This window comes from Pseudomonas alcaligenes, assembly GCF_041729615.1.
GTDB lineage: Bacteria > Pseudomonadota > Gammaproteobacteria > Pseudomonadales > Pseudomonadaceae > Aquipseudomonas > Aquipseudomonas alcaligenes_B.
Window position 1 is genome coordinate 1,866,486 of record NZ_CP154874.1, and the last position, 24,990, is coordinate 1,891,475.

Consider the following 24,990-nt stretch of genomic DNA (forward strand, 5'->3'; position numbering starts at 1 on the left):
CGCGCCTGAATCAGGCGGCAGCGCCTTCTTTCTGGTCGCGAATAGCCGCCAGAGTACGAGCCAGCTTGCTGGTGGCGCCCTGAATCACGCTCATCAGCTGGGCAACGGCTTCGTTGTAGGTCGGCAGAGTTGCCAGTACGTCGATCTGATTGGCTGCGAGGAATTGACCCTCGAACGCAGCTGCCTTGATCTCGAACTTGTCCTGACCCTTGGCGAACTCCTTGAAGATACGGGCGGCAGCGCCCGGATGCTCGTTGGAGAAAGCGATGAGGGTCGGGCCTTTGAACACGTCGCTGAGCACGTCGAACTGAGTGCCTTCAACGGCGCGCTTGAGCAGGGTGTTACGCACGACACGCACGTATACGCCAGCTTCGCGGGCCTCTTTACGGAGTCCGGTCATTGCGCCGACGGTCACGCCACGGGCATCAGCCACGACAGCGGACAGACCGGCTTTGGCAGCCTCGTTGACTTCAGCGACGATGGCCTTCTTGTCTTCGAGTTTAATTGCCACGGGTTTACTCCTGGATGTTACCGTTTCGTCGGCCCTAGGGCTGACGTCGTTTTGGTGTCTGATTCGGTAGAATCGGGAGCACCATCTGCGTAGGCTTGAGAACGTCCTGGTTTAAGGCTTGCGCCGCCTACGGTCTTGGATAGCCCCCGCCAGGCAGGGACCCCAATCTTGCGGGCCGGCGGACGAATCCGCCGGCCTTGTCACTTATGCTTCCAGAGAAGCCTGATCGATCACCAGACCCGGACCCATGGTGGTGCTCAGGGTCACGCGCTTGACGTAGATACCTTTGGAGGTCGACGGCTTCAGGCGCTTCAGGTCGGTCAGCAGGGCTTCCACGTTCTGCTTCAGCGCGGCGGCGTCGAAGCCGACCTTGCCGACGGAGGTGTGGATGATGCCGTTCTTGTCGGTACGGAAACGTACCTGACCGGCCTTGGCGTTCTTCACGGCAGTAGCCACGTCCGGAGTCACGGTACCGACCTTCGGGTTCGGCATCAGGCCACGCGGACCGAGAACCTGGCCCAGCTGGCCGACGACACGCATGGCGTCCGGGGAAGCGATGACCACGTCGTAGTTCAGATCGCCAGCCTTCATCTCGGCGGCCAGGTCGTCCATACCGACCTTGTCGGCACCGGCGGCCAGAGCGGCTTCGGCGCCCGGCCCCTGGGTGAACACGGCAACGCGGACGGTCTTGCCAGTGCCGTTCGGCAGCACGGTGGCGCCACGCACGACCTGGTCGGATTTACGCGGATCCACACCCAGGTTCACGGCGATGTCGAAGGACTCGGTGAACTTGACGGTGGACAGCTCGGCCAGCAGCTTGGCGGCCTCTTCGAAGTTGTATGCCTTGCCGGCTTCGACTTTCTCGGCGATAGCCTTCTGGCGCTTGGTCAGCTTAGCCATTACACACCCTCCACGTTGAGGCCCATGCTACGCGCGGAGCCGGCGATGGTACGCACGGCCGCATCCAGGTCAGCTGCGGTCAGATCGGCCTGCTTGGCCTTGGCGATCTCTTCCAGCTGAGCACGGGTAACGGTGCCCACTTTGACGGTGTTCGGACGAGCGGAACCACTGGTCAGGCCGGCAGCCTTCTTCAGCAGCACCGAAGCCGGGGTGCTTTTGGTTTCAAAGGTGAAGCTGCGGTCGCTGTAAACGGTGATGATCACAGGAGTCGGCAGACCAGGCTCCATGCCCTGGGTCTTGGCGTTGAACGCCTTGCAGAATTCCATGATGTTCACGCCGTGCTGACCCAGAGCGGGACCGACGGGCGGCGACGGGTTGGCCTGGCCGGCCTTCACTTGCAGCTTGATGTAAGCCTGAATCTTCTTAGCCATGAGCTACTCCAATATCGGGTCAGACGCCTCGGCGAGGCTCCCCGGTTAGTACGCATTTATCCCAGTGACGACAAAACCCCGCAGCCTATGGCTGCGGGGTACGGGATGCATTGTCCAGTTATGCCTTCTCGACCTGACTGAACTCCAGCTCCACCGGCGTGGAGCGACCGAAAATGAGCACGGCCACTTGGATCCGGCTCTTCTCGTAGTTAACTTCTTCGACGACGCCATTGAAGTCGGCAAACGGACCGTCGATGACGCGGACGGTTTCGCCCGGCTCGAACAGGGTCTTCGGCTTCGGCTTGTCGCCACTGTCGGCAACCCGGCGCAGGATGGCGTCAGCCTCTTTCTCGGTGATCGGCGCCGGCTTGTCGGCGGTACCACCGATGAAGCCCATGACGCGCGGCGTATCCTTGATCAGGTGCCAGGTCGCCTCGTTCATTTCCATCTGCACCAGCACATAGCCAGGGAAGAACTTGCGCTCGCTCTTGCGTTTCTGGCCGTTACGCATCTCCACCACTTCTTCGGTGGGGACCAGAATCTCGCCGAACTCGCCTTCCATGCCAGCCAGCTTGACGCGCTCGATCAACGAGCGCATGACATGCTTCTCGTAACCCGAGTAAGCATGCACGACGTACCAACGCTTAGCCACGGGACACCCTTAACCGACAATCAACGAAACAAGCCAGCCCAGCAGGCTGTCCAGGCCCCACAGGACCAGCGACATCACCAGCACCACGGCGACCACGATCAGCGTGGTCTGGGTGGTTTCCTGGCGCGTCGGCCAGACCACCTTGCGGATCTCGATGCGCGCTTCTTTTGCCAGAGCAAAGAACGCCTGACCTTTCGCAGTCTGCAGCGCGACGAAGCCGACCACAACGGCCAGCGCCAGCAAAGCCAGCACGCGATACAGAAGCGGTTCAGCCGAGAAATACTGATTGCCGACAACACCTGCGACGACCAGAGCAGCTGCAGCGAACCACTTCAGCACATCAAAGCGGGAGTTTTGAGCTTCAGCTTTGGCATTCATGAGAAAACCCTGTTGAAAGAAACGCCAGATCCACTTCTAACCAGGAATCTGGCAGGCCAGGAGGGAATCGAACCCCCAACCTGCGGTTTTGGAGACCGCCGCTCTGCCAATTGAGCTACTGGCCTAAATCGAAGTAAGGCCGACCATTATGCCGGCCTTACCGAGTCAGATCAACCGATTACTCGATGACCTTGGCAACCACGCCGGCGCCAACGGTACGGCCGCCTTCGCGAATCGCGAAACGCAGGCCGTCGTCCATGGCGATCGGCTTGATCAGGGTGACAACCATCTTGATGTTGTCGCCCGGCATTACCATCTCAACGCCTTCCGGCAGTTCGCACGAACCGGTCACGTCGGTGGTACGGAAGTAGAACTGCGGACGGTAGCCCTTGAAGAACGGGGTGTGACGACCACCTTCTTCCTTGGACAGCACGTACACTTCGGCTTCGAACTTGGTGTGCGGCTTGATGGTGCCCGGCTTGGCCAGAACCTGGCCACGCTCGACTTCATCACGCTTGGTGCCGCGCAGCAGCACGCCGCAGTTCTCGCCGGCACGACCTTCGTCGAGCAGCTTGCGGAACATTTCCACGCCGGTGCAGGTGGTCTTGGTGGTCGGACGCAGACCGACGATCTCGATCTCCTCCTGAACCTTGACGATACCGCGCTCGACACGACCGGTAACCACGGTGCCGCGACCGGAGATCGAGAACACGTCTTCGATCGGCATCAGGAACGGCATGTCGATGGCACGAACCGGCTCCGGAATGTAGGAGTCCAGGGTCTCGACCAGCTTCTTGACAGCGGTGGTACCCATCTCGTTGTCGTCCTGACCGTTCAGAGCCATCAGAGCGGAACCGATGACGATCGGGGTGTCATCACCCGGGAAGTCATAGGTGCTCAGCAGGTCGCGAACTTCCATCTCGACCAGTTCCAGCAGCTCGGCATCGTCAACCATGTCGGCCTTGTTCAGGAACACGACGATGTAGGGAACACCTACCTGACGGGACAGCAGGATGTGCTCGCGGGTCTGCGGCATGGGGCCGTCGGCAGCCGAGCACACCAGGATCGCGCCGTCCATCTGGGCAGCACCGGTGATCATGTTCTTCACGTAGTCGGCGTGGCCCGGGCAGTCAACGTGCGCGTAGTGACGCACAGCCGAGTCGTACTCAACGTGAGCAGTGTTGATGGTGATACCACGAGCCTTCTCTTCCGGAGCCGAGTCGATCTTGTCGAACTCGACCTTGGCCGAACCGAACACTTCGGAGCAGACGCGGGTCAGAGCAGCGGTCAGAGTGGTTTTACCGTGGTCAACGTGACCGATGGTGCCAACGTTGACGTGCGGTTTGTTACGCTCGAATTTTTCCTTAGCCATCTGACTCGTCTCCGAACAAGGAATTGAGAACTGACACTGCCATTAAAACAAAGGCAGATATCTGCATATCTGCCTTTGTTGAAGTGGAGCTCATGAGCGGATTTGAACCGCTGACCTCACCCTTACCAAGGGTGTGCTCTACCAGCTGAGCTACATGAGCGAAACACTTTGCACGAACAACAAACTTGGAGCGGGCAGCGGGAATCGAACCCGCATCATCAGCTTGGAAGGCTGAGGTTCTACCACTGAACTATGCCCGCGGAGCCTGCAGCTCACGCTTTAATCTGGTGGAGGGGGAAGGATTCGAACCTTCGAAGTCTATGACGTCAGATTTACAGTCTGATCCCTTTGGCCGCTCGGGAACCCCTCCAAATGGAGGCGGCATTCTCTTCTCATGCCACCCTACTGTCAAGCAATTTCTCAATAAAAACTTGAGGTTAGCAATGTCTGACAGCAACTCTGCGAATCCACCCCCGCAAAGCGGGCGCCATTCTATGCAAACTATTGGGCAGTTGCAACGTTTTCGCATGGCATTATTTGATGCTGCAGCTCCTTGAAGTCCGAGGCGAGCTGCGGCAGCGCATCATCCGCCAGGCGCCTGCTCTCGGGGGCGATGCGCACCCAGAAACTGCGCTGCGCTCGCGGCAACTCGCGCAGGAGCGGCTCATAGCCCGCATCGCGCAAACGCTGCATGACACTCGCCGCCGAATCACTGCGCGGAAAGATACCCAGAGAAATGCCATTGGCCAGATCCCCCTGGGTGATGATGTAGCTGTCGATCTTGCGCGCCTGCAGCTCCTTGAGCTGACGCAGCGACGCCTGCCGTGATGCCAGGGGAGCCAGGTAGACCCAGTAATCCAGCCCGGCCGCCGCATCGACAGCACGCACCTGCGCCTGAATATCCAGCGCCATCAGACGCTGCTCCACCTGCCGTGCGCCATCCTCCTGCTGGAAACTGCCGAGATACAGACAGGTCTCCCCCTGCGCCACCAGCGAAGGCTGCGGAGCCTCGGGACGAACCTTGGCACGATCCGCGGCATCGAGCAGACGCAACCCCTGCTGCCCGCCCTGATACAGCAGCATGGGCTCGACCTCCTTCACCCTCAGCGGCGCCTGCTGCTGATGCCAGACGTAATAGAAGAGGTTGAGAACCAGTAGAAGCAGAAAGAACCAGCGCATGCTCAGTCTCCAGACAATGGACAGGCCTGCGCCAGCCCCACAAACACCAGGTCAGACACCAGCCTGGCCTGCGGCAGCACCTCGCAAACGAGCCCGGCGTCCCCCCCGGTCAGGTAGATACTGAACTCATCACCCCAGCGCTCTCGAGCGATCTCGACCTGCGTCAGGACAAAGCCGCGCAGCATCAGGGCGCATCCACGCTCGACAGCCTCCACCGTCGAACGCCCCGGTACCAGGCTCTGCAAGGCCTGCATGGCCGCAGCATCGTCATAACGAATGCGCCGGGTATGGGTACGCAGCTGGTTGCGCATCAGCGGCAGCCCCGGGCAGATGAAGCCCCCCAGGTGCTCGCCGTCAGCCGCGACGAAATCGGAAGTCACCGCGGTACCGAGATCCAGGACCAGGCAAGCCCCCCGAGCCAACTGGTAGGCGCCTACCACAGCCAGCCAGCGGTCCAACCCCAGCCGCGCATACTCGTCATAGCCATTGCGCACCCCGGCCAACACTTGCGCCGGCTGCGCGCACAGTACTCGACAGCCGAACTCGGCAGTCAGTGCCGCGACCAGCGCGGAGGTTTCCGCATCGCTGCGTACACTGACCAACCGACAGCCTTCGAGAACGAGCCCGGCCATAGCACGCAGCGCTCGCAGCAGCTCATCGTCGGAGCCGACCACACCGCCGACCGGATCACGACCCAGCAATCGCCATTTGATCAGACTATTCCCGCAGTCCAGCTCAAGAATCATCACGCAACCTCAGGCTAAGCTCGCCACCACTGAACTGCCGCTCCCGTCCCGCCACATCCAGGCGCAATGCCCCCTGGTGATCCACCCCCAGAACGACACCATCGATGCATTGCGGGCCAGCTAACAAGCTGACTTCTCTCCCCTGCCAGAGGTGGCAGGACTCCCATTCCTCGCGCAACGCCGCGAATCCCCCGCGCTCATGCCGCCCCAGGTAATGCCGCAACCACTGCCCCAACGCCAGGGCCAATTCGGTACGCCCGACCAGGCGGCCACAGCGCTCACGCAGCGACGTCCAAGGCTGGTCGATAGCGACGCCGGGGCCTGGCAGCATATTCACGTTCACGCCAATGCCTATCACCACCTGACAAGCACCGGCAGGGTCGCCCGAAAGCTCCAGCAGCACGCCGGCTATCTTGCGCCCCGCCACCAGCAGATCATTGGGCCACTTGAGCCCGGCATCGGTCACCCCAAACTCATGCAGGCTACGCAACACCGCAAGACCCACGGAGAGGCTGAGGCCGTCGAGAGAAAAGACCCCACCCTCCAGACGCAGACCAAGGCTGTAATAGAGATTCTCGGCATAAGGACTCACCCAGGCCCGACCGCGGCGACCACGACCACTCTCCTGTCGCTCCGCCAGGACCAGCAAGGGCGCCGCCTCTCCCGCCGCCAGACGGCGCAGCACTTCGGCATTGGTCGAGTCGAGACTATCAAAGACCAAGGCATTCCAACCGGCATCGCGGGAGGCGGAGACAATCGCCTCCCGATCCAGAAGAGACAGCGGCGACGCAAGGCGATAGCCCCGACCACGCACCCGGTGAATTACCAGACCGAGCTCGGCCTCGAGATGCTCCAGGCGCTTCCATACAGCCGCACGACTCACCCCCAGCAAAGCCCCCAGGGCCTCACCGGAATGAAACTCGCCATCTCGCAGCAGTTGCAGCACTTCGCGCATCAAAATAACGCCCAGGCAAAGAGGCAGGCATCATAACGATGCGGCCCGGAAATGCCTAGAAATGTGACCCCGCGCAGAGCACAAGAGCCGCGCCGACTTGCCACAGAGACAAAAGCCACCGGTGCGGTGGCTTTTTAATGCGCGCGATTCACGCATGCGGCCTGCGCACTTTGCCCTCGGACTGCCGAGACAGCAGCCCTGGAAAGTTTTTCGCCCAGAAAGGCCAAACCCCCACCCGCTTTCGCGGATGGGGGTTTGGGGATAGGAGCTTGACGATGACCTACTCTCACATGGGGAAACCCCACACTACCATCGGCGATGCGTCGTTTCACTACTGAGTTCGGGATGGGATCAGGTGGTTCCAACGCTCTATGGTCGTCAAGCAATTCGGTTGCTGTGTCGGTGTTAAGCCGCCACAGCGAATTGGGTATGTGATCTTGGCTTTGCGGTTCTTAGCGAACTTTCGGTTCGTTTGTCGACTTCACCATCACCGACAATCTACAGATTGTTTGGGTGTTATATGGTCAAGCCTCACGGGCAATTAGTATTGGTTAGCTCAACGCCTCACAGCGCTTACACACCCAACCTATCAACGTCGTAGTCTTCGACGGCCCTTTAGGGAGCTCAAGGCTCCAGTGAGATCTCATCTTGAGGCAAGTTTCCCGCTTAGATGCTTTCAGCGGTTATCTTTTCCGAACGTAGCTACCCGGCAGTGCCACTGGCGTGACAACCGGAACACCAGAGGTTCGTCCAACCCGGTCCTCTCGTACTAAGGTCAGCCCCTCTCAAATCTCAAACGTCCACGGCAGATAGGGACCGAACTGTCTCACGACGTTCTAAACCCAGCTCGCGTACCACTTTAAATGGCGAACAGCCATACCCTTGGGACCGGCTTCAGCCCCAGGATGTGATGAGCCGACATCGAGGTGCCAAACACCGCCGTCGATATGAACTCTTGGGCGGTATCAGCCTGTTATCCCCGGAGTACCTTTTATCCGTTGAGCGATGGCCCTTCCATACAGAACCACCGGATCACTAAGACCTACTTTCGTACCTGCTCGACGTGTCTGTCTCGCAGTCAAGCGCGCTTTTGCCTTTATACTCTGCGACCGATTTCCGACCGGTCTGAGCGCACCTTCGTACTCCTCCGTTACTCTTTGGGAGGAGACCGCCCCAGTCAAACTGCCCACCATACACTGTCCTCGATCCGGATGACGGACCAGAGTTAGAACCTCAAGCATGCCAGGGTGGTATTTCAAGGATGGCTCCACGCGAACTGGCGTCCACGCTTCAAAGCCTCCCACCTATCCTACACAAGCAGGCTCAAAGTCCAGTGCAAAGCTACAGTAAAGGTTCACGGGGTCTTTCCGTCTAGCCGCGGATACACTGCATCTTCACAGCGATTTCAATTTCACTGAGTCTCGGGTGGAGACAGCGCCGCCATCGTTACGCCATTCGTGCAGGTCGGAACTTACCCGACAAGGAATTTCGCTACCTTAGGACCGTTATAGTTACGGCCGCCGTTTACCGGGGCTTCGATCAAGAGCTTCGCTTGCGCTAACCCCATCAATTAACCTTCCGGCACCGGGCAGGCGTCACACCCTATACGTCCACTTTCGTGTTTGCAGAGTGCTGTGTTTTTAATAAACAGTCGCAGCGGCCTGGTATCTTCGACCGGCATGGGCTTACGTAGTAAATACTTCACCCTCACCGGCGCACCTTCTCCCGAAGTTACGGTGCCATTTTGCCTAGTTCCTTCACCCGAGTTCTCTCAAGCGCCTTGGTATTCTCTACCCGACCACCTGTGTCGGTTTGGGGTACGGTTCCTAGTTACCTGAAGCTTAGAGGCTTTTCCTGGAAGCATGGCATCAACCACTTCGCATTCTAAAAGAACGCTCGTCATCAGTTCTCGGCATTAAGACCCCGGATTTACCTAAGATCTCTGCCTACCACCTTAAACACGGACAACCAACGCCGTGCTGGCCTAGCCTTCTCCGTCCCCCCATCGCAGTAACTAGAAGTACGGGAATATTAACCCGTTTCCCATCGACTACGCATTTCTGCCTCGCCTTAGGGGCCGACTAACCCTGCGTCGATTAACGTTGCGCAGGAAACCTTGGTCTTTCGGCGTGCGAGTTTTTCACTCGCATTGTCGTTACTCATGTCAGCATTCGCACTTCTGATACCTCCAGCAAGCTTCTCAACTCACCTTCACAGGCTTACAGAACGCTCCTCTACCGCATCACTTACGTGATACCCGTAGCTTCGGTGTATGGTTTGAGCCCCGTTACATCTTCCGCGCAGGCCGACTCGACTAGTGAGCTATTACGCTTTCTTTAAAGGGTGGCTGCTTCTAAGCCAACCTCCTAGCTGTCTAAGCCTTCCCACATCGTTTCCCACTTAACCATAACTTTGGGACCTTAGCTGACGGTCTGGGTTGTTTCCCTTTTCACGACGGACGTTAGCACCCGCCGTGTGTCTCCCACGCTCGGCACTTCCAGGTATTCGGAGTTTGCATCGGTTTGGTAAGTCGGGATGACCCCCTAGCCGAAACAGTGCTCTACCCCCTGGAGTGATACGTGAGGCGCTACCTAAATAGCTTTCGAGGAGAACCAGCTATCTCCGAGCTTGATTAGCCTTTCACTCCGATCCACAGGTCATCCGCTAACTTTTCAACGGTAGTCGGTTCGGTCCTCCAGTCAGTGTTACCTAACCTTCAACCTGCCCATGGATAGATCGCCCGGTTTCGGGTCTATACCCAGCGACTAAACGCCCTATTAAGACTCGCTTTCGCTACGCCTCCCCTATTCGGTTAAGCTCGCCACTGAATATAAGTCGCTGACCCATTATACAAAAGGTACGCAGTCACCTAACAAAGTAGGCTCCCACTGCTTGTACGCATACGGTTTCAGGTTCTATTTCACTCCCCTCTCCGGGGTTCTTTTCGCCTTTCCCTCACGGTACTGGTTCACTATCGGTCAGTCAGTAGTATTTAGCCTTGGAGGATGGTCCCCCCATATTCAGACAACGTTTCACGTGCGCCGTCCTACTCGATTTCACTTCTAAGACCTTTTCGCGTACAGGGCTATCACCCACTATGGCCGCACTTTCCAGAGCGTTCCGCTAAAATCAAAGAAGCTTAAGGGCTAATCCCCGTTCGCTCGCCACTACTAAGGGAATCTCGGTTGATTTCTTTTCCTCAGGGTACTTAGATGTTTCAGTTCCCCTGGTTCGCCTCATACACCTATGTATTCAGTGCATGATACCCAGCTTATGCTGGGTGGGTTCCCCCATTCAGAGATCTCCGGATCAAAGTCTGTTTGCCGACTCCCCGAAGCTTATCGCAGGCTACCACGTCTTTCATCGCCTCTGACTGCCAAGGCATCCACCGTATGCGCTTCTTCACTTGACCATATAACCCCAAGCAATCTGGTTATAGATTCGTAACGTGAAGACGACATTCGCCGAAAATTCGCGCTTGAACTCGCAAATTTTGCCTTGATTAACAATGTGCAGTGAAACACATTGTTAGTCACTTCTATCACATACCCAAATTTTTAAAGAACAGTTCTGGCGCAAAGTCCAGAACTCAACATCTCAACCAGTCTTGGCAGATGCTCAGTTCTGAGCTTTCAGCGATCTTGAGTTGATGGTGGAGCCAAGGAGGATCGAACTCCTGACCTCCTGCGTGCAAAGCAGGCGCTCTCCCAGCTGAGCTATGGCCCCGTTTAGACACTGGCCATCCCGACAATTGGTGGGTCTGGGCAGATTCGAACTGCCGACCTCACCCTTATCAGGGGTGCGCTCTAACCAACTGAGCTACAGACCCAATCGTCACTCTCGGGTCTCAACCCAATCGCTTTTCGCAAGTGAATCAAGCAATTCGTGTGGGAACTTATGAAGAAGCTGAAGTCTTCGATTAAGGAGGTGATCCAGCCGCAGGTTCCCCTACGGCTACCTTGTTACGACTTCACCCCAGTCATGAATCACTCCGTGGTAACCGTCCCCCTTGCGGTTAGACTAGCTACTTCTGGAGCAACCCACTCCCATGGTGTGACGGGCGGTGTGTACAAGGCCCGGGAACGTATTCACCGTGACATTCTGATTCACGATTACTAGCGATTCCGACTTCACGCAGTCGAGTTGCAGACTGCGATCCGGACTACGATCGGTTTTATGGGATTAGCTCCACCTCGCGGCTTGGCAACCCTTTGTACCGACCATTGTAGCACGTGTGTAGCCCTGGCCGTAAGGGCCATGATGACTTGACGTCATCCCCACCTTCCTCCGGTTTGTCACCGGCAGTCTCCTTAGAGTGCCCACCCGAGGTGCTGGTAACTAAGGACAAGGGTTGCGCTCGTTACGGGACTTAACCCAACATCTCACGACACGAGCTGACGACAGCCATGCAGCACCTGTGTCTGAGTTCCCGAAGGCACCAATCCATCTCTGGAAAGTTCTCAGCATGTCAAGGCCAGGTAAGGTTCTTCGCGTTGCTTCGAATTAAACCACATGCTCCACCGCTTGTGCGGGCCCCCGTCAATTCATTTGAGTTTTAACCTTGCGGCCGTACTCCCCAGGCGGTCGACTTAATGCGTTAGCTGCGCCACTAAGATCTCAAGGATCCCAACGGCTAGTCGACATCGTTTACGGCGTGGACTACCAGGGTATCTAATCCTGTTTGCTCCCCACGCTTTCGCACCTCAGTGTCAGTATCAGTCCAGGTAGTCGCCTTCGCCACTGGTGTTCCTTCCTATATCTACGCATTTCACCGCTACACAGGAAATTCCACTACCCTCTACCGTACTCTAGCTCAGTAGTTTTGGAGGCAGTTCCCAGGTTGAGCCCGGGGATTTCACCTCCAACTTGCTGAACCACCTACGCGCGCTTTACGCCCAGTAATTCCGATTAACGCTTGCACCCTTCGTATTACCGCGGCTGCTGGCACGAAGTTAGCCGGTGCTTATTCTGTTGGTAACGTCAAAACAGCAAGGTATTAACTTACTGCCCTTCCTCCCAACTTAAAGTGCTTTACAATCCGAAGACCTTCTTCACACACGCGGCATGGCTGGATCAGGCTTTCGCCCATTGTCCAATATTCCCCACTGCTGCCTCCCGTAGGAGTCTGGACCGTGTCTCAGTTCCAGTGTGACTGATCATCCTCTCAGACCAGTTACGGATCGTCGCCTAGGTGAGCCTTTACCTCACCTACTAGCTAATCCGACCTAGGCTCATCTGATAGCGCAAGGCCCGAAGGTCCCCTGCTTTCTCCCGTAGGACGTATGCGGTATTAGCGTTCCTTTCGAAACGTTGTCCCCCACTACCAGGCAGATTCCTAGGCATTACTCACCCGTCCGCCGCTGAATCATGGAGCAAGCTCCACTCATCCGCTCGACTTGCATGTGTTAGGCCTGCCGCCAGCGTTCAATCTGAGCCATGATCAAACTCTTCAGTTCAATACTGCTTGGGCTTTGAGAAAACCCTAAACTTGGCCCAGCAATCGCAAATAAACTCTCGAATTCACGAGTGTTACTTGTGTTGCTGATAATCAGGCGACTATCAGTCTTACTCCACAAGCACCCACACGAATTGCTTGATTCAGTTGTTAAAGAGCGTTTCGATCAAGTCTTTCGTCTCAACCGAGGCCGCGCATTCTACAGCAGCCTTTCAATCTGTCAAGCTGTTTTTGAAGAATTTTTCGTTTCTTCTCAACCGCTTGCGCTTAAGAGCCAAACTTCTTCTCGTCAGCGGGAGGCGCATTCTACAGCGCTCAAAACCGCTGTCAACCACCTCTTTCAACCGCTTCCGATCCATTCGACCGAAGCACCAACAGGACTCAACCACCACCCTGTCAGCCCGGCGCATTCTACTCGAATCCGCCATCCGGTCAACCTCTTTTTTCATCCAACTCTTTGATTTTCAAGGAGTTTTCTGAGGGGACTGCGCCGGAAGTGGTGCGCATTATAGGGGACCAAATTTAACCGTCAACTCCTTTCTGCAAAGATTTTCACTCTGCCTTCAAGGAGATGCGCGCGAAGGCCTTCTTGCCGGCCTGGCACACGTGGCTCGCGCCCAGCTTGAACGTGAAGCCACGATCAACCACCTGGCCATCCACCTTGACGCTACCTGCGCTCAGCAGATCGCGTGCGGCGGCGGCATTCTTCACCAAGCCAGCCTTATTAAGGACGGAAGAGATCGGCATATCCTCTATAGAAAGCAGCTCGACCTCCGGCAGGTCGTCCGGCAGCTCGCCATCCTTCAGGCGATTGCCTGCGGAACGGTGCGCATTGGCAGCAGCCTCCTCGCCATGGAAGCGCGCGACTATCTCTTCGGCCAGCTTGATCTTGATATCGCGCGGATTGGCGCCCTTGTCGACATCCGCCTTGAACTGCTCGATCTCCTCCATGGAACGGAAGCTCAACAGCTCGAAGTAACGCCACATCAGCGCATCGGGCATGGAGACCAGCTTGCTGTACATGACGCCCGGAGCCTCCTGGATACCCACATAGTTACCCAGCGACTTCGACATCTTCTTCACGCCATCCAGCCCTTCCAGCAGCGGCATGGTGACGATGCACTGCGAGGACTGACCATAGGCACGCTGCAGCTCACGCCCCATGAGCAGGTTGAACTTCTGGTCGGTGCCACCGAGCTCGACGTCGGCACGCAGGGCCACCGAGTCATATCCCTGCACCAGCGGGTAAAGGAACTCGTGGATGGCAATCGGTTGGTTGCCTTCATAGCGCTTCTGGAAATCATCGCGCTCGAGCATGCGCGCCACGGTGTACTGGGAAGCCAGGCGAATGAAATCCGCCGGGCTCAGCTGATCCATCCAGGTCGAGTTGAAGGCTACTTCGGTCTTGGCCGGATCGAGGATCTTGAATACCTGAGCCTTGTAGGTCTCGGCGTTGTCCAGCACCTGCTCGCGGGTCAGCGGCGGACGAGTCGCGCTCTTGCCGCTGGGGTCACCGATCATCCCGGTGAAATCACCGATCAGGAAGATGACCTGATGGCCGAGCTCCTGAAACTGGCGCAGCTTATTAATAAGCACGGTATGGCCGAGGTGCAGGTCGGGGGCGGTCGGATCGAAACCGGCCTTGATGCGCAGCGGCTGGCCGCGCTTGAGCTTCTCTACCAACTCGGACTCGACCAGGACCTCTTCCGCACCACGCTTGATCAGCGCCAGCTGCTCTTCTACCGACTTCATGACAGGACTCGTTGCCACTCGCAAACCAAAAGGGAGCCAACCATACAAGATCATTGACCAATTACAAGCCTTGCGACCGGCTCGAGCCATTGGGCCGATAACCTGCATTCAGGGTTGCCTATAGAGAATTTTGATTATATTTTAATCAGTTAATGCATTCTTCCAAGAAACACCCTGAGCCATGACGCATTCCGTACCCAAAGCCCCGCCGCCCTACCCGAGGAGCCACCTGCTGGCCGCCAGCGGTGTAGCGGCGCTGCTTAGCCTGGCCTTGCTGGTGTTCCCATCCCGCGAAGTCGAGGCGAAGAAGACCTACCTGAGCCTGGAACTGGACAACGGCGCCGAACAGCTGGTGCAGGAAAAGGACGACCTCCGACCAGGTTCCGCAGCCGGGGATAGAGGCGATGCGCCCTTCAGCCGCCTCGCCAGCACTCAGAACAGCGCCGGACAAGACGCGAACAAAAAGAACGAAGACAGCCAGTTTTCTCAGCCCCAAGACCCACTGCAGAAAAGCGTTACCGTCGCCAATGGCGACACCCTGTCGACCGTGTTCGCACGAGTCGGCCTGGATGCCAACGCCCTGCATGAAGCCCTTGGCAGCAGCAAGGAAGCCAAGCGCTTCGGCCGCCTGCACGTCGGCCAGGTTCTGGACTTCAAGCTGACCAGCGATGGCCGCCTGGAGCGCCTGAGCAGCAAGCTGAACGACCTCGAGAGCATCTCCCTCGCGCGTAGCGACAAGGGCTTCTCCTTCAAGCGCGAACTGGTCAAGCCGGATGTGCGCACCACCTACGCCCACGGCGTGATCAACAGCTCGCTGTTCCTCTCGGCCAAACGCGCCGGCCTGTCGCACAGCCTGACCATGGATCTGGCCAATATCTTCGGTTACGACATCGACTTCGCCATGGACATCCGCGAGGGCGACGAATTCGAACTGATCTATGAAGAGAAGGTGGTGGGCAACAAGCAGGTCGGCAGTGGCAACATCCTTTCCGCTCGCTTCACCAACCGCGGCAAGACCTACACCGCCGTGCGCTACACCAACAAGCAGGGCGTCTCCAGCTACTACAACGCCGACGGCATGAGCATGCGCAAGGCGTTCATCCGCACCCCGGTGGACTTCGCCCGCATCAGCTCGAAATTCTCCATGGGCCGACGCCACCCGATCCTGAACAAGATCCGCGCGCACAAGGGCGTCGACTACGCCGCGCCACGCGGCACGCCGATCAAGGCCGCCGGTGATGGCCGCGTACAGCTGGCCGGACGCAAGGGTGGCTACGGCAACACCGTGGTCATCCAGCACGGCAACAGCTACCGCACCCTCTATGCGCACATGCAGGGCTTCGCCAAAGGCGTGCGTACCGGCGCCAACGTCAAGCAGGGGCAGATCATCGGCTACATCGGTACTACCGGCCTGTCCACCGGGCCGCACCTGCACTACGAGTTCCAGGTCAATGGCCGCCACGTCGACCCGCTCAGCCAGAAGCTGCCGATGGCCGACCCCATCGCGCGCAACGAGAAGCAGCGCTTCCTGCAGCTGAGCAAGCCGCTGATGGCGCGCATGGACCAGGAAAGGGCCACCCTGCTGGCCGCCAACAAGCAGCCCTGAGATGCCGCGCTACCTGGGGGTGATGTCCGGTACCAGCCTCGACGGGCTGGACATCGCCCTGATCCAGCAAGACACCCGCCCCACCCTGCTCGCCCATCACTACCTGCCCATGCCCGACGCCCTGCGCGCCGAGCTACTAGCCCTGTGCGCACCCGGCCCGGACGAGCTGGCGCGCGCCGCCATCGCCGAGCAGCGCTGGGTCGAACTGGCGGCCGCCGGCATCCATGAGCTGCTGCGACGCGAGCAGCTGAGCCCGGGCGATATCCGCGCCATCGGCAGCCACGGCCAGACCGTGCGCCACGAGCCAGCCCGCGGCTTCACCGTGCAGATCGGCAATCCGGCGCTGCTGGCCGAGCTGACCGGCATCGAGGTGGTCGCCGACTTCCGCCGCCGCGATGTCGCCGCCGGTGGCCAGGGCGCACCGCTGGTCCCGGCTTTCCACGAGGCGCTGTTCGACAACCGCGGCGCGCCTTGCGCGGTGCTCAATGTCGGTGGCTTCAGTAACCTCAGCCTGATCGACCCCGGCCAGCCGGTACGCGGCTTCGACTGCGGCCCGGGTAACGTGCTGCTGGACGCCTGGATTGGCAAGGTGCGCGGCGAGTCGTTCGACCGCGATGGCGCCTGGGCCGCCAGCGGCACGCCGAACCAGGCACTGCTGGAACGGCTGCTAGGCGATCCCTACTTCGCCGGCCGGGGCCCGAAGAGCACCGGCCGCGAACTGTTCAACCTGCCCTGGCTGGAAGCCCATCTCGCCGCGCTTCCCGGCCTGGAACCGGCCGTTGTGCAGCGCACCCTGCTGGAGCTGACCGCACGCAGCATCGTCGAGTCGCTGCGGCAGGCCCAGAACGGCACCAGCGAGCTGCTGGTGTGCGGCGGCGGCGCGCACAACGGCGCGCTGATGCAGCGCCTGAAGGAACTACTGCCGAACTGCCAGGTGGCCAGCACCGCCGTGCGCGGCGTGCCGCCGGACTGGGTCGAGGCCATGGCCTTCGCCTGGCTGGCGCATTGCTGCCTGGAACGCATCCCGGCCAATCGCCCCAGCGTCAGCGGCGCCCGTGGCCCACGGGTGCTGGGCGCCATCTATCCGGCCTGAAGCGCGCCATACGGAAACGAAAAAGCCGCGCAGATGCGCGGCTTCTTGCAGGACAGCGGGCTCAGATCGAGAAGGACGAACCGCAACCGCAGGTGGTGGTGGCGTTGGGGTTGTTGATCACGAAGCGCGAACCTTCCAGGCCTTCCTGGTAGTCCACCTCGGCCCCGGCCAGGTACTGGAAACTCATCGGGTCGACCACCAGGCTGACACCCTCGCGCTCGACTATGGTGTCGTCGTCGGCCACGTCCTCGTCGAAGGTGAAGCCGTACTGGAAGCCCGAGCAGCCACCACCGGTGACGAACACCCGTAGTTTCAGGCGCGGATTGCCTTCCTCATCGACCAGGCTCTTCACCTTGTTCGCCGCACCCTGGGTGAAGATCAGGGGGGTTGGAGTGAAGGTCTCGACGCTCATCTTGCTGCTCTCCCGGCGCCAGGCGCCATGTTACGTACCACACGGGCGGCGATTATCCGCTTACCCGAGCAAATCGGTCAATTATTGCGCGACGACAGAGGCACTAGCCCCTACCGCTTTAGATAGGAGTACCTGCGGCGAATTCAAGCCACCGCAGGCGCCACCGCGATCAGGGCAGCAGCGCGGCGTGGGCCAGGCCCAGGCGCTCGTCCAGGCCGAAGAGGATGTTCATATTCTGCACGGCCTGGCCGGACGCACCCTTGACCAGGTTGTCGATGACCGACAGCACCACCACCAACTCGCCGCCCTGCGGACGGTGCACGGCGATGCGGCAGACGTTGGCACCACGCACGCTGCGGGTCTCCGGATGGCTGCCGGCGGGCATCACGTCGACGAAGGGCTCGCCCGCGTAGCGCTGCTCGAACAGCGCCTGCAGGTCGACGCCGCGATCGGCGACGGTGGCGTACAAGGTGGCATGGATACCGCGGATCATCGGCGCCAGGTGCGGCACGAAGGTCAGGCCGACCGGGCCCTTGGCGGCGCGGCGCAGACCCTGGCTGATCTCCGGCAGGTGGCGGTGGCCCTTGACCGAATAGGCCATCATGCTCTCGCTGGCCTCGCACAGCAGCGACCCAACCTTGGCGCCACGCCCGGCACCGCTGACGCCGGAGGCGCAGTTGGCGATCAGGCGGCTCGGGTCGGCCAGGCCGGCCTCCAGCAGCGGAATCAGGCCAAGCTGGGTGGCCGTCGGGTAGCAACCCGGCACGGCGATCAGGCGCGCGCCCTTGATCGCCTCGCGGTTGACTTCCGGCAAGCCGTAGACGGCCTCGGGGAGCAGCTGTGGCGCGCCATGCGGCTGGCCGTACCACTTGGCCCACTCCTCGGCGTCCTGCAGGCGGAAGTCGGCGGACAGGTCGATGACCCGGGTGCCGGCCGCCAGCAGCTCGCCGGCTAGGGCATGGGCAACACCGTGCGGGGTGGCGAAGAACACCACGTCGCAGGCGCCCAGGGTGGCCACGTCCGGCACGCTGAAGGCCAGGTTGTCGTAGTGGCCGCGCAGGTTGGGGTACATGTCGGCGACCTTGACCCCGGCCTCGGAGCGCGAGGTGATCACCGCCACTTCGGCCTGCGGGTGCTGGGCCAGCAGGCGCAGCAGCTCCACCCCGGTGTAACCCGTGCCGCCGACGATTCCGACCTTGACCATTGCACACCCCCGCTACGCGACCGTTGAGAAAGGCTGCCGATGATAAGGCCACGGGCCGCGACGGCCAACCTCATGGGTGACGCACGGGCATGGCTTTCTCTACTATCGACGGCAAATCTGCCGCCGGATGACGTCCATGCTCTATCTCTGGGTCAAGGCCCTACACATCATCGCCATCGTCTGCTGGTTCGCCGGCCTGTTCTACCTGCCGCGCCTGTTCGTCTACCACGCCATGGCCGAGGACCAGCCCAGTCGCGAGCGCTTCTGCATCATGGAGCGCAAGCTGTACCGCGGCATCATGAACCCCTCGATGGTTGCCACCCTGGTCCTTGGCGCCTGGCTGCTCTACCTCAACCCGGCCTGGCTGCAGATGGGCTGGCTGCATGCCAAGCTGCTGCTGGTGGTTCTGCTGGTCGGCTACCACCATGTCTGCGGCGCCCAGCTCCGGCGCTTCGCACGCGGCGAGAACGTCCGCGGCCATCTGTTCTACCGCTGGTTCAACGAAGTGCCGGTGCTGTTCCTGCTGGGCATCGTGATCCTGGTGGTGGTCAAACCCTTCTGATAACAAGAGGAAAGCCCCATGTCCCTGCCCGCCCTGCTCGACCAACGCCTGCGCCTGCCGGTGGTCGCCGCGCCGATGTTCCTGGTGTCCAACCCGCAGCTGGTGCTGGCCTGCTGCCACAGCGGCGTGCTCGGCAGCTTCCCGGCGCTGAACCAGCGCGAGAGCAGCGGCTTCAAAGCCTGGCTGGAGGAGATCGAGGCCGGCCTTGCGGCAGACTCGGCGCCCTATGCGGTCAACCTCATCGTGCACGGCAGCAACCCGCGCCTGCAGGCCGACCTGGCCATCTGCGTCGAACACCGGGTGCCGGTGGTGATCACCAGCCTGGGCGCGGTCAAGGAAGTGGTGGATGCGGTACACGGCTATGGCGGCCTGGTGTTCCACGACGTGACTACCCGCCGCCATGCGGAGAAGGCCGCCGAGGCCGGCGTGGATGGTTTGATCGCGGTGGCCGCCGGTGCCGGTGGGCATGCCGGCACCTGGAGCCCGTTCGCCCTGATCGCCGAGATCCGCCAGTTCTTCGACAAGACCCTGTTGTTGTCCGGCTGCCTCAACCACGGCCACGAAATCCTCGCCGCCCAGCTGCTCGGCGCCGACCTGGCCTACATGGGCACGCGCTTCATCGCCACCCGCGAGAGCGCAGCCGACGCCGACTACAAGCAGATGATCCTCGGCGCCCGCGCCGCCGACATCATCCACACCCCGGCGGTGTCCGGCGTGCCGGCCAGCTTCATGCGGCAGAGCCTGGAAAAGGCCGGCTACGACCTGGGGCGCCTGCAGGACAAGGGTGACGTCAACTACGGCGAGAAGCTCAAACCGATCAGCGACGAGGCCAAGGCCTGGAAGACCGTGTGGTCGGCCGGCCAGGGCGTCGGCGGCATCGACGACCTGCCTTCGGTGGCCGAACTGGTGGCCCGCCTGGATGCCGAATACCGCGCCGCCCAGAGCCGCGGTCTGCAGCTGGCCCAGCGCTGGCCGCGCTGAGCGGCATTTTGCGCAGGCGTTCGCTTGTTCACCCACGGCAAAGCCCCTAGGCTCTGGCACTTCAATACAGCAGACAGGGATGCACGCATGACCGAAGCCCGCTACAAGATCGTCTTCGACGGCCAGCTGATGCCGGAAATGGCGCTGGATACGGTGAAGAACAACCTGGCCCGCCTGTTCAAGAGCGACCAGAGCAAGATCGATGCACTGTTCAGCGGCTCGCCGGTGGCGCTCAAGCGCGACCTGGCCGAGGCCGAAGCCGACAAGTACCTGGCCGCCCTGCAGCAGGCCGGCGCCCTGGTGCGCAAGGAACGCGACATCGGCGCTGGTCTCAGCCTGGTGGACACCGATGATCACCGCCCGGCAGAGGCTGCCGCCGACGCCAGAATGAGCTGCCCCAAGTGCGGCCACGAGCAGGCCAAGGCGCCCGAGTGCGCGGCCTGCGGCATCATCATCGAGAAGTACCAAGCACGTCAGGCACAGACAACGCTCGACAGCCCAACACAATCGCCATACCGCACTCCTGAGTCATCGCTCCACCCAACAATGTCGGCACAAATCTATGCAGGCTTTTGGTATAGAGCGCTAGCCCTGTTGATAGATACGATATTGAGCACTATTGCCGCGATCATTCTGGTACTCCCTCTTGCCTTCGCATTTGGCGCATCAATGGCTGGAAGCCCCGCACAGCAGATCGAGTCGATAAGTGAAAGCATGGGAAATGTGTTCGGCTGGATTGTAAGTTGGCTGTATTTCACCATCTTTGAATCCTCTAGATGGCAAGCCACCCCAGGGAAGAAGATGCTTGGATTGCGGGCTACTGACTTGAATGGCAATAGAATTGGTTTCGGCAGGGCTAATGCCCGCTATTGGGCAAAAATACTTTCTGCAATCATCTTGTGTATTGGCTACATCATGGCTGCATTCACTGAGAAGAAGCAGGCACTGCATGACATGATTGCCGGAACTTTGGTGCTTAAGGACTAAGCAGGATGTGCTGGCCACATGAAACAAAACTTGCGCCCAGCAGGCTAAATAGATACGGCGCTTTCAATAAACCCTCAGCAGGGGAGTAAGACGTGAGCGCCTACACCCTGATCACCGGCGCCTCCAGCGGCCTCGGCCTGGCCCTGGCCGAAGCGCTGGCCCGGCGCGGGCACAACCTGATCCTGGTGGCGCGCCAGCGCGATGCGCTGGAGAGCATCGCCTGCGAGCTGAGCCAGCGCTTCGGCATCGAGGCGCTGCTGCGCGTCTGCGACCTGACCGAGCCGCTGCAGCTCACCGGCCTGATCCAGGAGCTGGAACAGGGCGAGCGCCACATCGACCTGCTGGTGAACAACGCCGGGATCGGCAGCGCCGGGCTGTTCGTCGAGCAGGACTGGGGCCACGAACAGGACCTGATCGAGCTCAACATGCTGGCGCTGGCCCGCCTGTGCCACGCCCTGGGTGCGGACATGAAGCGCCGCGGCGGTGGGCAGATTCTCAACGTCGCCTCGCTGGCCGCCTTCCAGCCGGGGCCGCTGATGAGCAACTACTTCGCCAGCAAGGCCTATGTGCTGCACCTCTCCGAGGCGCTGCGCAGCGAGCTGGCGCCCTTCGGCGTGAAGGTCTCGGTGCTCTGCCCGGGGCCGGTAGCCACCGCCTTCTTCCGCCGTGCCCGCCTGCGCAGCGAGGGCCTGCAGCGCCGCCAGCTGCTGGAGAGCCCGGAGCGGATCGCGCAGATCACCGTGCAGGGCCTGCAGCGCAACCGCGCCATCATCATCCCCGGCTGGCGCCACCGCCTGCTGCCGCAGCTGCTGCGCCTGACCCCGCGCGCACTGGTACGGCGCATCGCCATGCACATGGTGCGCCCGCTGCTGCCACGCGCGGGCGCCGAGGAGACCTAGCCGGCGTCCACCGTGCGCCCGGCGGCCCAGGCGCGCAGCGCCGTGAGGCGCTCGGCCATCACCACCGACAGCGGCGCCGTGCCCTGGATGTTGCTCAGCAGCAATGCCTGGTCCACCGCCTGCTGGCGGGCCTGGGCGGAATACAGGGCGCTGACCACCACCTGCTCGATCTCCGCGCCGGAGAAGCCCTCGCAGGCCGCCGCCAGCGCCGCCAGATCGAACTGGGCCGGGTCCAGCTCGCGACGGCGCAGGTGGATGGCGAAGATCTCCGCGCGCACCTCGGCATCCGGCAGGTCGACGAAGAACAGCTCGTCGAAGCGGCCCTTGCGCACCAGTTCCGGCGGCAGGCGGTCGATGGCGTTGGCGGTGGCGACCATGAACACCGGCGCCTTGCGCTCGGCCATCCAGGTCAGCAGGGTACCGAGCACACGCTGGCTGACGCCGTCGTCGTTGCTGCCGGTGGCCAGGCCCTTCTCAATCTCGTCCATCCACAGCACGCAGGGCGCCATCTGCTCGGCCATCTTCAGCGCCTCGCGCAGGTTGCGCTCGGTCTCGCCGAAGAACTTGTTGTACAGGCTGGCGAAGTCCAGGCGCAGCAGCGGCAGGCCCCAGAGACCGGCCACCGCCTTGGCCGCCAGGCTCTTGCCACCGCCCTGCACGCCGACCAGCAGCACGCCGCGCGGCATGTCGGTGCCCTTGCCGCTGGCGAAGATCTCCTGGCGCTCGCCCAGCCAGCGCTTCAGGTTGACCAGGCCGCCGACCTCGGCGAAGCGCGCGGTGTCATGCTCGAAGCTCAGCACGCCCTCCAGGTCGAGCAGCTGGAACTTGGCCTTGTTCAGTTCCGGCAGGTCTTCCTGGGTGATGGCGCCGTCGTCGCAGATCAGGTTGCGCGCCAGCGCCCGCGCCTCGGCGTGGCTCATGCCGCGCAGGTTCTTCACCACCTGCTGCAGGGTGCGGTTGTCGGTGCGCACCCGCGCACCGCGGTTGCGCTCGCTCCAGCGCGTGGCCTCGTCGCGGACGATGGTCAGCAGCTCCTCCTCGGTCGGCAGCGCCAGGCTGAAGCGCGCGGCGTAGCGCTGCACCTCGACCGGCAGCTTGAGGGCATGCGACACCAGCACCAGGGTCGGCTTGTGCGCCACCTCGCTCATGGCGATTTCCTTGAGCAGGCGCACCAGCTTGGGGTTGTCGACCAGGAACGGGTGCAGGTCGCACATCACGTAGAGATTGGGCGTCGGGTCGGCCTTGATCAGGCGCAGCGCCTGCTCCGGCTCGCGGCTGTCCAGCTCGCCCACCGGCTCGCCGCCGAAGCCCAGGCGCTGCAGGCCCTCGGTCACCGCCCAGGTGTAGATGCCGAGGCCGCGCTTGATCGCCAGCGAGGTGAGGGTCTCCAGCACCCGCGGCTCGTCCCAGGACTCGATCACCACCAGCTTGACGCGGGACTCCAGCACCAGCCCCAGATCGTGTACGTCGTTCTTCACAGCCTCTCCTTGTGCAGCATTAGGGTCTGTTGCCGTTTCGGCGCAAGCCGCGTTGCCGCGAAAAATCGCGCCAGGCTAGGCGCGGGACGCAGGGAATGGTGATCCCTTGCCAAGTTCCGCAACGACGCATGGCGCGATTTTCCGCGCAACCCGGAGGGCCGGGCCAGTTTTTGTGCGGATCATCGTTACTCGACGGCTCATTTGGATGGCCAAACTTCGCGTCTCGCGCCTAGCTCCGCACAAAAACTGGCTCCGTCGCGGTCGCGGCGAAACGGCAACAGACCCTAAACTCGCAGCATACCCACCGCCTTCGGAGGAAAGCGCATGGACTGCCTGTTCTGTCGCATAGTCGCCGGCGCGATACCGGCCCGCAAGCTCTACGAGGATGACCAGGTGCTGGCCTTCCACGACATCGGCCCGCAGGCGCCAGTGCATTTCCTGGTGATCCCCAAGCGCCACATCGCCCGCCCCGACCAGCTCACCGAAGATGACCGGGCACTGGCCGGGCACATTCTCTACACCGCCCAGCGCCTGGCCATGCAGGAGGGATGTGCAGAAGGCTTCCGCCTGGTGATGAACTGCAACGAGCTGGGCGGGCAGACCGTGCATCACATCCATATGCACGTGCTCGGCCAGCGCCAGCTGCACTGGCCGCCGGGCTGACGGTGCGGCCTCTTGTCGCCGGGCGGATTTGTCCGCCGGGCTTCGGGTAAACTGCCGGCATGCTTTCCGTGGAGGTGGCCATGAGCAACGAACGCCAGTTTTCCCCCGTCGACCGCCTGCTGATCCAGGCCGATGCCGCCATGCGCACCCTGCTGCCGTTCAGCGGCGCCCCGGCGCGCCCCTCGCCGGCCATCCTGCAGAACGAGTCGGAGCTGAGCGACGACGAGGCCCGCCACGTCGCCGGGCTGATGCGCATCAACCACACCGGTGAAGTCTGCGCCCAGGCGCTGTACCAGGGCCAGGCGCTGACCGCCCGGCTGCCGGAAGTGCGCCAGGCCATGGAGCATGCCGCCGACGAGGAGATCGATCACCTGGCCTGGTGCGAGCAGCGCATCCGCGAGCTGGGCAGCCAGCCGAGCCTGCTCAACCCGCTGTTCTACGGCCTTTCCTTCGGCGTCGGCGCGGTCGCCGGGCTGATCAGCGACCGGGTCAGCCTGGGCTTCGTCGCCGCCACCGAGGATCAGGTGGTCAAGCACCTGGACGAGCACCTGGAGCAGATCCCGGCGGACGACGCCAAGACCCGCGCCATCCTCGAGCAGATGCGCGAGGACGAGCAGCAGCATGCCACCAGCGCCCTGGAGGCCGGCGGCCTGCGCTTCCCGGCACCGGTCAAGCTGGGCATGAGTCTGCTGTCCAAGGTGATGACCAAGAGCACCTACCGGATCTGAGCCGGCAACCATGAAAAAGCCCGCCAATCGGCGGGCTTTTTTCTGG

At 61.2% G+C, this 24,990-nt stretch carries 22 protein-coding genes, 6 tRNA genes and 3 rRNA genes; 9 read left to right on the forward strand and 22 right to left on the reverse strand.

The features are described 5' to 3' along the window. Positions 1 to 10: 10 nt before the first annotated feature. The 18 genes from rplJ to AAG092_RS09195 all read right to left on the reverse strand — a co-directional run bounded on the left by rplJ (position 11) and on the right by AAG092_RS09195 (position 12,580). Positions 11 to 511 carry a 50S ribosomal protein L10 gene (rplJ, locus tag AAG092_RS09110; RefSeq protein WP_110683328.1) on the reverse strand — a complete coding sequence of 167 codons (501 nt, stop codon included), beginning with the start codon at positions 509 to 511 and terminating at the stop codon, positions 11 to 13. A 204-nt stretch (positions 512 to 715) separates the two neighbouring features. After that, a complete protein-coding gene (rplA, locus tag AAG092_RS09115) occupies positions 716 to 1,411 on the reverse strand; it encodes a 50S ribosomal protein L1 (RefSeq protein ID WP_110683327.1) in 696 nt (231 codons plus the stop codon). Continuing rightward, positions 1,411 to 1,842, reverse strand: coding sequence for a 50S ribosomal protein L11 (rplK, locus tag AAG092_RS09120; protein ID WP_110683326.1), 432 nt, complete (start codon positions 1,840 to 1,842; stop codon positions 1,411 to 1,413). Before rplK ends, rplA begins: the two co-directional genes overlap by 1 nt. 118 nt (positions 1,843 to 1,960) lie before the next feature. Then, entirely contained in the window at positions 1,961 to 2,494 is a 534-nt protein-coding gene (nusG, locus tag AAG092_RS09125; protein ID WP_373389428.1) for a transcription termination/antitermination protein NusG, read from the reverse strand. Positions 2,495 to 2,503: 9 nt separating this feature from the next. Continuing rightward, on the reverse strand, positions 2,504 to 2,872 hold the full coding sequence (gene secE / locus AAG092_RS09130) for a preprotein translocase subunit SecE (RefSeq protein ID WP_373389429.1): 369 nt from the start codon (positions 2,870 to 2,872) through the stop codon (positions 2,504 to 2,506). Positions 2,873 to 2,921: 49 nt separating this feature from the next. Beyond that, positions 2,922 to 2,997, reverse strand: a tRNA-Trp gene (locus tag AAG092_RS09135). Positions 2,998 to 3,050: 53 nt separating this feature from the next. Beyond that, complete coding sequence (gene tuf / locus AAG092_RS09140) at positions 3,051 to 4,244, reverse strand: elongation factor Tu (RefSeq protein WP_110683324.1); 1,194 nt, start codon at positions 4,242 to 4,244, stop codon at positions 3,051 to 3,053. 84 nt (positions 4,245 to 4,328) lie between these two features. Beyond that, positions 4,329 to 4,404 (reverse strand) — tRNA-Thr (locus AAG092_RS09145). Between the two features lie 26 nt (positions 4,405 to 4,430). After that, a tRNA-Gly gene (locus tag AAG092_RS09150) sits at positions 4,431 to 4,504 on the reverse strand. A gap of 25 nt (positions 4,505 to 4,529) precedes the next feature. Then, positions 4,530 to 4,614 (reverse strand) — tRNA-Tyr (locus tag AAG092_RS09155). A gap of 131 nt (positions 4,615 to 4,745) precedes the next feature. Then, the gene (locus AAG092_RS09160; protein WP_373389430.1) at positions 4,746 to 5,423 is read right to left on the reverse strand and encodes an SPOR domain-containing protein; all 678 of its coding nucleotides are present in this window, start codon (positions 5,421 to 5,423) and stop codon (positions 4,746 to 4,748) included. Between the two features lie 2 nt (positions 5,424 to 5,425). Beyond that, on the reverse strand, positions 5,426 to 6,169 hold the full coding sequence (locus AAG092_RS09165) for a pantothenate kinase (RefSeq protein ID WP_373389431.1): 744 nt from the start codon (positions 6,167 to 6,169) through the stop codon (positions 5,426 to 5,428). Continuing rightward, entirely contained in the window at positions 6,159 to 7,124 is a 966-nt protein-coding gene (birA, locus tag AAG092_RS09170; protein WP_373389432.1) for a bifunctional biotin--[acetyl-CoA-carboxylase] ligase/biotin operon repressor BirA, read from the reverse strand. Before birA ends, AAG092_RS09165 begins: the two co-directional genes overlap by 11 nt. 267 nt (positions 7,125 to 7,391) lie before the next feature. Beyond that, positions 7,392 to 7,507 (reverse strand): 5S ribosomal RNA (gene rrf / locus AAG092_RS09175). Positions 7,508 to 7,644: 137 nt separating this feature from the next. After that, positions 7,645 to 10,536: ribosomal RNA gene (locus tag AAG092_RS09180) — 23S ribosomal RNA — on the reverse strand. A 238-nt stretch (positions 10,537 to 10,774) separates the two neighbouring features. After that, positions 10,775 to 10,850, reverse strand: a tRNA-Ala gene (locus tag AAG092_RS09185). 26 nt (positions 10,851 to 10,876) lie between these two features. Beyond that, positions 10,877 to 10,953: transfer RNA gene (locus AAG092_RS09190), tRNA-Ile, on the reverse strand. A gap of 91 nt (positions 10,954 to 11,044) precedes the next feature. After that, positions 11,045 to 12,580 (reverse strand): 16S ribosomal RNA (locus AAG092_RS09195). The 16S, 23S and 5S rRNA genes sit together here with 2 tRNA genes alongside, the layout of an rRNA operon. Before the next feature lie 79 nt (positions 12,581 to 12,659). On the opposite strand from AAG092_RS09195, the gene AAG092_RS09200 reads away from it, so the two are divergent. Then, on the forward strand, positions 12,660 to 13,040 hold the full coding sequence (locus AAG092_RS09200) for a hypothetical protein (RefSeq protein WP_373389434.1): 381 nt from the start codon (positions 12,660 to 12,662) through the stop codon (positions 13,038 to 13,040). A gap of 91 nt (positions 13,041 to 13,131) precedes the next feature. Here AAG092_RS09200 and tyrS read toward each other — a convergent pair whose 3' ends face one another. Then, positions 13,132 to 14,331 carry a tyrosine--tRNA ligase gene (tyrS, locus tag AAG092_RS09205; RefSeq protein ID WP_373389435.1) on the reverse strand — a complete coding sequence of 400 codons (1,200 nt, stop codon included), beginning with the start codon at positions 14,329 to 14,331 and terminating at the stop codon, positions 13,132 to 13,134. A 181-nt stretch (positions 14,332 to 14,512) separates the two neighbouring features. On the opposite strand from tyrS, the gene AAG092_RS09210 reads away from it, so the two are divergent. After that, positions 14,513 to 15,937, forward strand: coding sequence for a peptidoglycan DD-metalloendopeptidase family protein (locus tag AAG092_RS09210; RefSeq protein WP_373389436.1), 1,425 nt, complete (start codon positions 14,513 to 14,515; stop codon positions 15,935 to 15,937). A gap of 1 nt (position 15,938) precedes the next feature. After that, positions 15,939 to 17,030 (forward strand): anhydro-N-acetylmuramic acid kinase, encoded by a 1,092-nt coding sequence (locus AAG092_RS09215; protein WP_373389437.1) that lies wholly within the window; start codon positions 15,939 to 15,941, stop codon positions 17,028 to 17,030. Between the two features lie 61 nt (positions 17,031 to 17,091). Here the strand turns inward: AAG092_RS09215 and erpA are convergent, their stop codons facing one another. After that, the gene (erpA, locus tag AAG092_RS09220; protein ID WP_021702463.1) at positions 17,092 to 17,442 is read right to left on the reverse strand and encodes an iron-sulfur cluster insertion protein ErpA; all 351 of its coding nucleotides are present in this window, start codon (positions 17,440 to 17,442) and stop codon (positions 17,092 to 17,094) included. A gap of 169 nt (positions 17,443 to 17,611) precedes the next feature. Beyond that, a complete protein-coding gene (argC, locus tag AAG092_RS09225; protein ID WP_373389438.1) occupies positions 17,612 to 18,646 on the reverse strand; it encodes an N-acetyl-gamma-glutamyl-phosphate reductase in 1,035 nt (344 codons plus the stop codon). A gap of 136 nt (positions 18,647 to 18,782) precedes the next feature. On the opposite strand from argC, the gene hemJ reads away from it, so the two are divergent. From hemJ to AAG092_RS09245, 4 genes are all read left to right on the forward strand, one after another. Next, the gene (gene hemJ, locus AAG092_RS09230) at positions 18,783 to 19,208 is read left to right on the forward strand and encodes a protoporphyrinogen oxidase HemJ (RefSeq protein ID WP_373389439.1); all 426 of its coding nucleotides are present in this window, start codon (positions 18,783 to 18,785) and stop codon (positions 19,206 to 19,208) included. 18 nt (positions 19,209 to 19,226) lie between these two features. Continuing rightward, positions 19,227 to 20,189 carry an NAD(P)H-dependent flavin oxidoreductase gene (locus AAG092_RS09235; RefSeq protein WP_373389441.1) on the forward strand — a complete coding sequence of 321 codons (963 nt, stop codon included), beginning with the start codon at positions 19,227 to 19,229 and terminating at the stop codon, positions 20,187 to 20,189. A gap of 87 nt (positions 20,190 to 20,276) precedes the next feature. Continuing rightward, positions 20,277 to 21,176, forward strand: a complete 900-nt coding sequence (locus tag AAG092_RS09240) for an RDD family protein (RefSeq protein WP_373389442.1) — start codon at positions 20,277 to 20,279, stop codon at positions 21,174 to 21,176. A gap of 92 nt (positions 21,177 to 21,268) precedes the next feature. Next, positions 21,269 to 22,075: an SDR family NAD(P)-dependent oxidoreductase gene (locus tag AAG092_RS09245; RefSeq protein WP_373389443.1), complete on the forward strand. Its 807-nt coding sequence runs from the start codon at positions 21,269 to 21,271 to the stop codon at positions 22,073 to 22,075. Here AAG092_RS09245 and AAG092_RS09250 read toward each other — a convergent pair. Continuing rightward, positions 22,072 to 23,553, reverse strand: coding sequence for an AAA family ATPase (locus AAG092_RS09250; RefSeq protein WP_373389444.1), 1,482 nt, complete (start codon positions 23,551 to 23,553; stop codon positions 22,072 to 22,074). The genes AAG092_RS09245 and AAG092_RS09250 overlap by 4 nt on opposite strands. Before the next feature lie 324 nt (positions 23,554 to 23,877). On the opposite strand from AAG092_RS09250, the gene AAG092_RS09255 reads away from it, so the two are divergent. Both AAG092_RS09255 and coq7 read left to right on the forward strand, forming a co-directional pair. Beyond that, positions 23,878 to 24,216, forward strand: a complete 339-nt coding sequence (locus AAG092_RS09255) for a histidine triad nucleotide-binding protein (RefSeq protein WP_373389445.1) — start codon at positions 23,878 to 23,880, stop codon at positions 24,214 to 24,216. A gap of 80 nt (positions 24,217 to 24,296) precedes the next feature. After that, a complete protein-coding gene (gene coq7, locus AAG092_RS09260) occupies positions 24,297 to 24,944 on the forward strand; it encodes a 2-polyprenyl-3-methyl-6-methoxy-1,4-benzoquinone monooxygenase (RefSeq protein ID WP_373389446.1) in 648 nt (215 codons plus the stop codon). Positions 24,945 to 24,990 lie beyond the last annotated feature (46 nt).

Coding starts and splice junctions, on each gene's coding strand:
- rplA (WP_110683327.1), bottom strand. CDS start 1,411: ATGGCTAAGCTGACCAAGCGCCAGAAGGCTATCGCCGAGAAAGTCGAA.
- rplK (WP_110683326.1), bottom strand. CDS start 1,842: ATGGCTAAGAAGATTCAGGCTTACATCAAGCTGCAAGTGAAGGCCGGC.
- secE (WP_373389429.1), bottom strand. CDS start 2,872: ATGAATGCCAAAGCTGAAGCTCAAAACTCCCGCTTTGATGTGCTGAAG.
- tuf (WP_110683324.1), bottom strand. CDS start 4,244: ATGGCTAAGGAAAAATTCGAGCGTAACAAACCGCACGTCAACGTTGGC.
- AAG092_RS09160 (WP_373389430.1), bottom strand. CDS start 5,423: ATGCGCTGGTTCTTTCTGCTTCTACTGGTTCTCAACCTCTTCTATTAC.
- AAG092_RS09165 (WP_373389431.1), bottom strand. CDS start 6,169: ATGATTCTTGAGCTGGACTGCGGGAATAGTCTGATCAAATGGCGATTG.
- birA (WP_373389432.1), bottom strand. CDS start 7,124: ATGCGCGAAGTGCTGCAACTGCTGCGAGATGGCGAGTTTCATTCCGGT.
- tyrS (WP_373389435.1), bottom strand. CDS start 14,331: ATGAAGTCGGTAGAAGAGCAGCTGGCGCTGATCAAGCGTGGTGCGGAA.
- AAG092_RS09210 (WP_373389436.1), top strand. CDS start 14,513: ATGACGCATTCCGTACCCAAAGCCCCGCCGCCCTACCCGAGGAGCCAC.
- AAG092_RS09215 (WP_373389437.1), top strand. CDS start 15,939: ATGCCGCGCTACCTGGGGGTGATGTCCGGTACCAGCCTCGACGGGCTG.
- erpA (WP_021702463.1), bottom strand. CDS start 17,442: ATGAGCGTCGAGACCTTCACTCCAACCCCCCTGATCTTCACCCAGGGT.
- argC (WP_373389438.1), bottom strand. CDS start 18,646: ATGGTCAAGGTCGGAATCGTCGGCGGCACGGGTTACACCGGGGTGGAG.
- hemJ (WP_373389439.1), top strand. CDS start 18,783: ATGCTCTATCTCTGGGTCAAGGCCCTACACATCATCGCCATCGTCTGC.
- AAG092_RS09235 (WP_373389441.1), top strand. CDS start 19,227: ATGTCCCTGCCCGCCCTGCTCGACCAACGCCTGCGCCTGCCGGTGGTC.
- AAG092_RS09240 (WP_373389442.1), top strand. CDS start 20,277: ATGACCGAAGCCCGCTACAAGATCGTCTTCGACGGCCAGCTGATGCCG.
- AAG092_RS09255 (WP_373389445.1), top strand. CDS start 23,878: ATGGACTGCCTGTTCTGTCGCATAGTCGCCGGCGCGATACCGGCCCGC.
- coq7 (WP_373389446.1), top strand. CDS start 24,297: ATGAGCAACGAACGCCAGTTTTCCCCCGTCGACCGCCTGCTGATCCAG.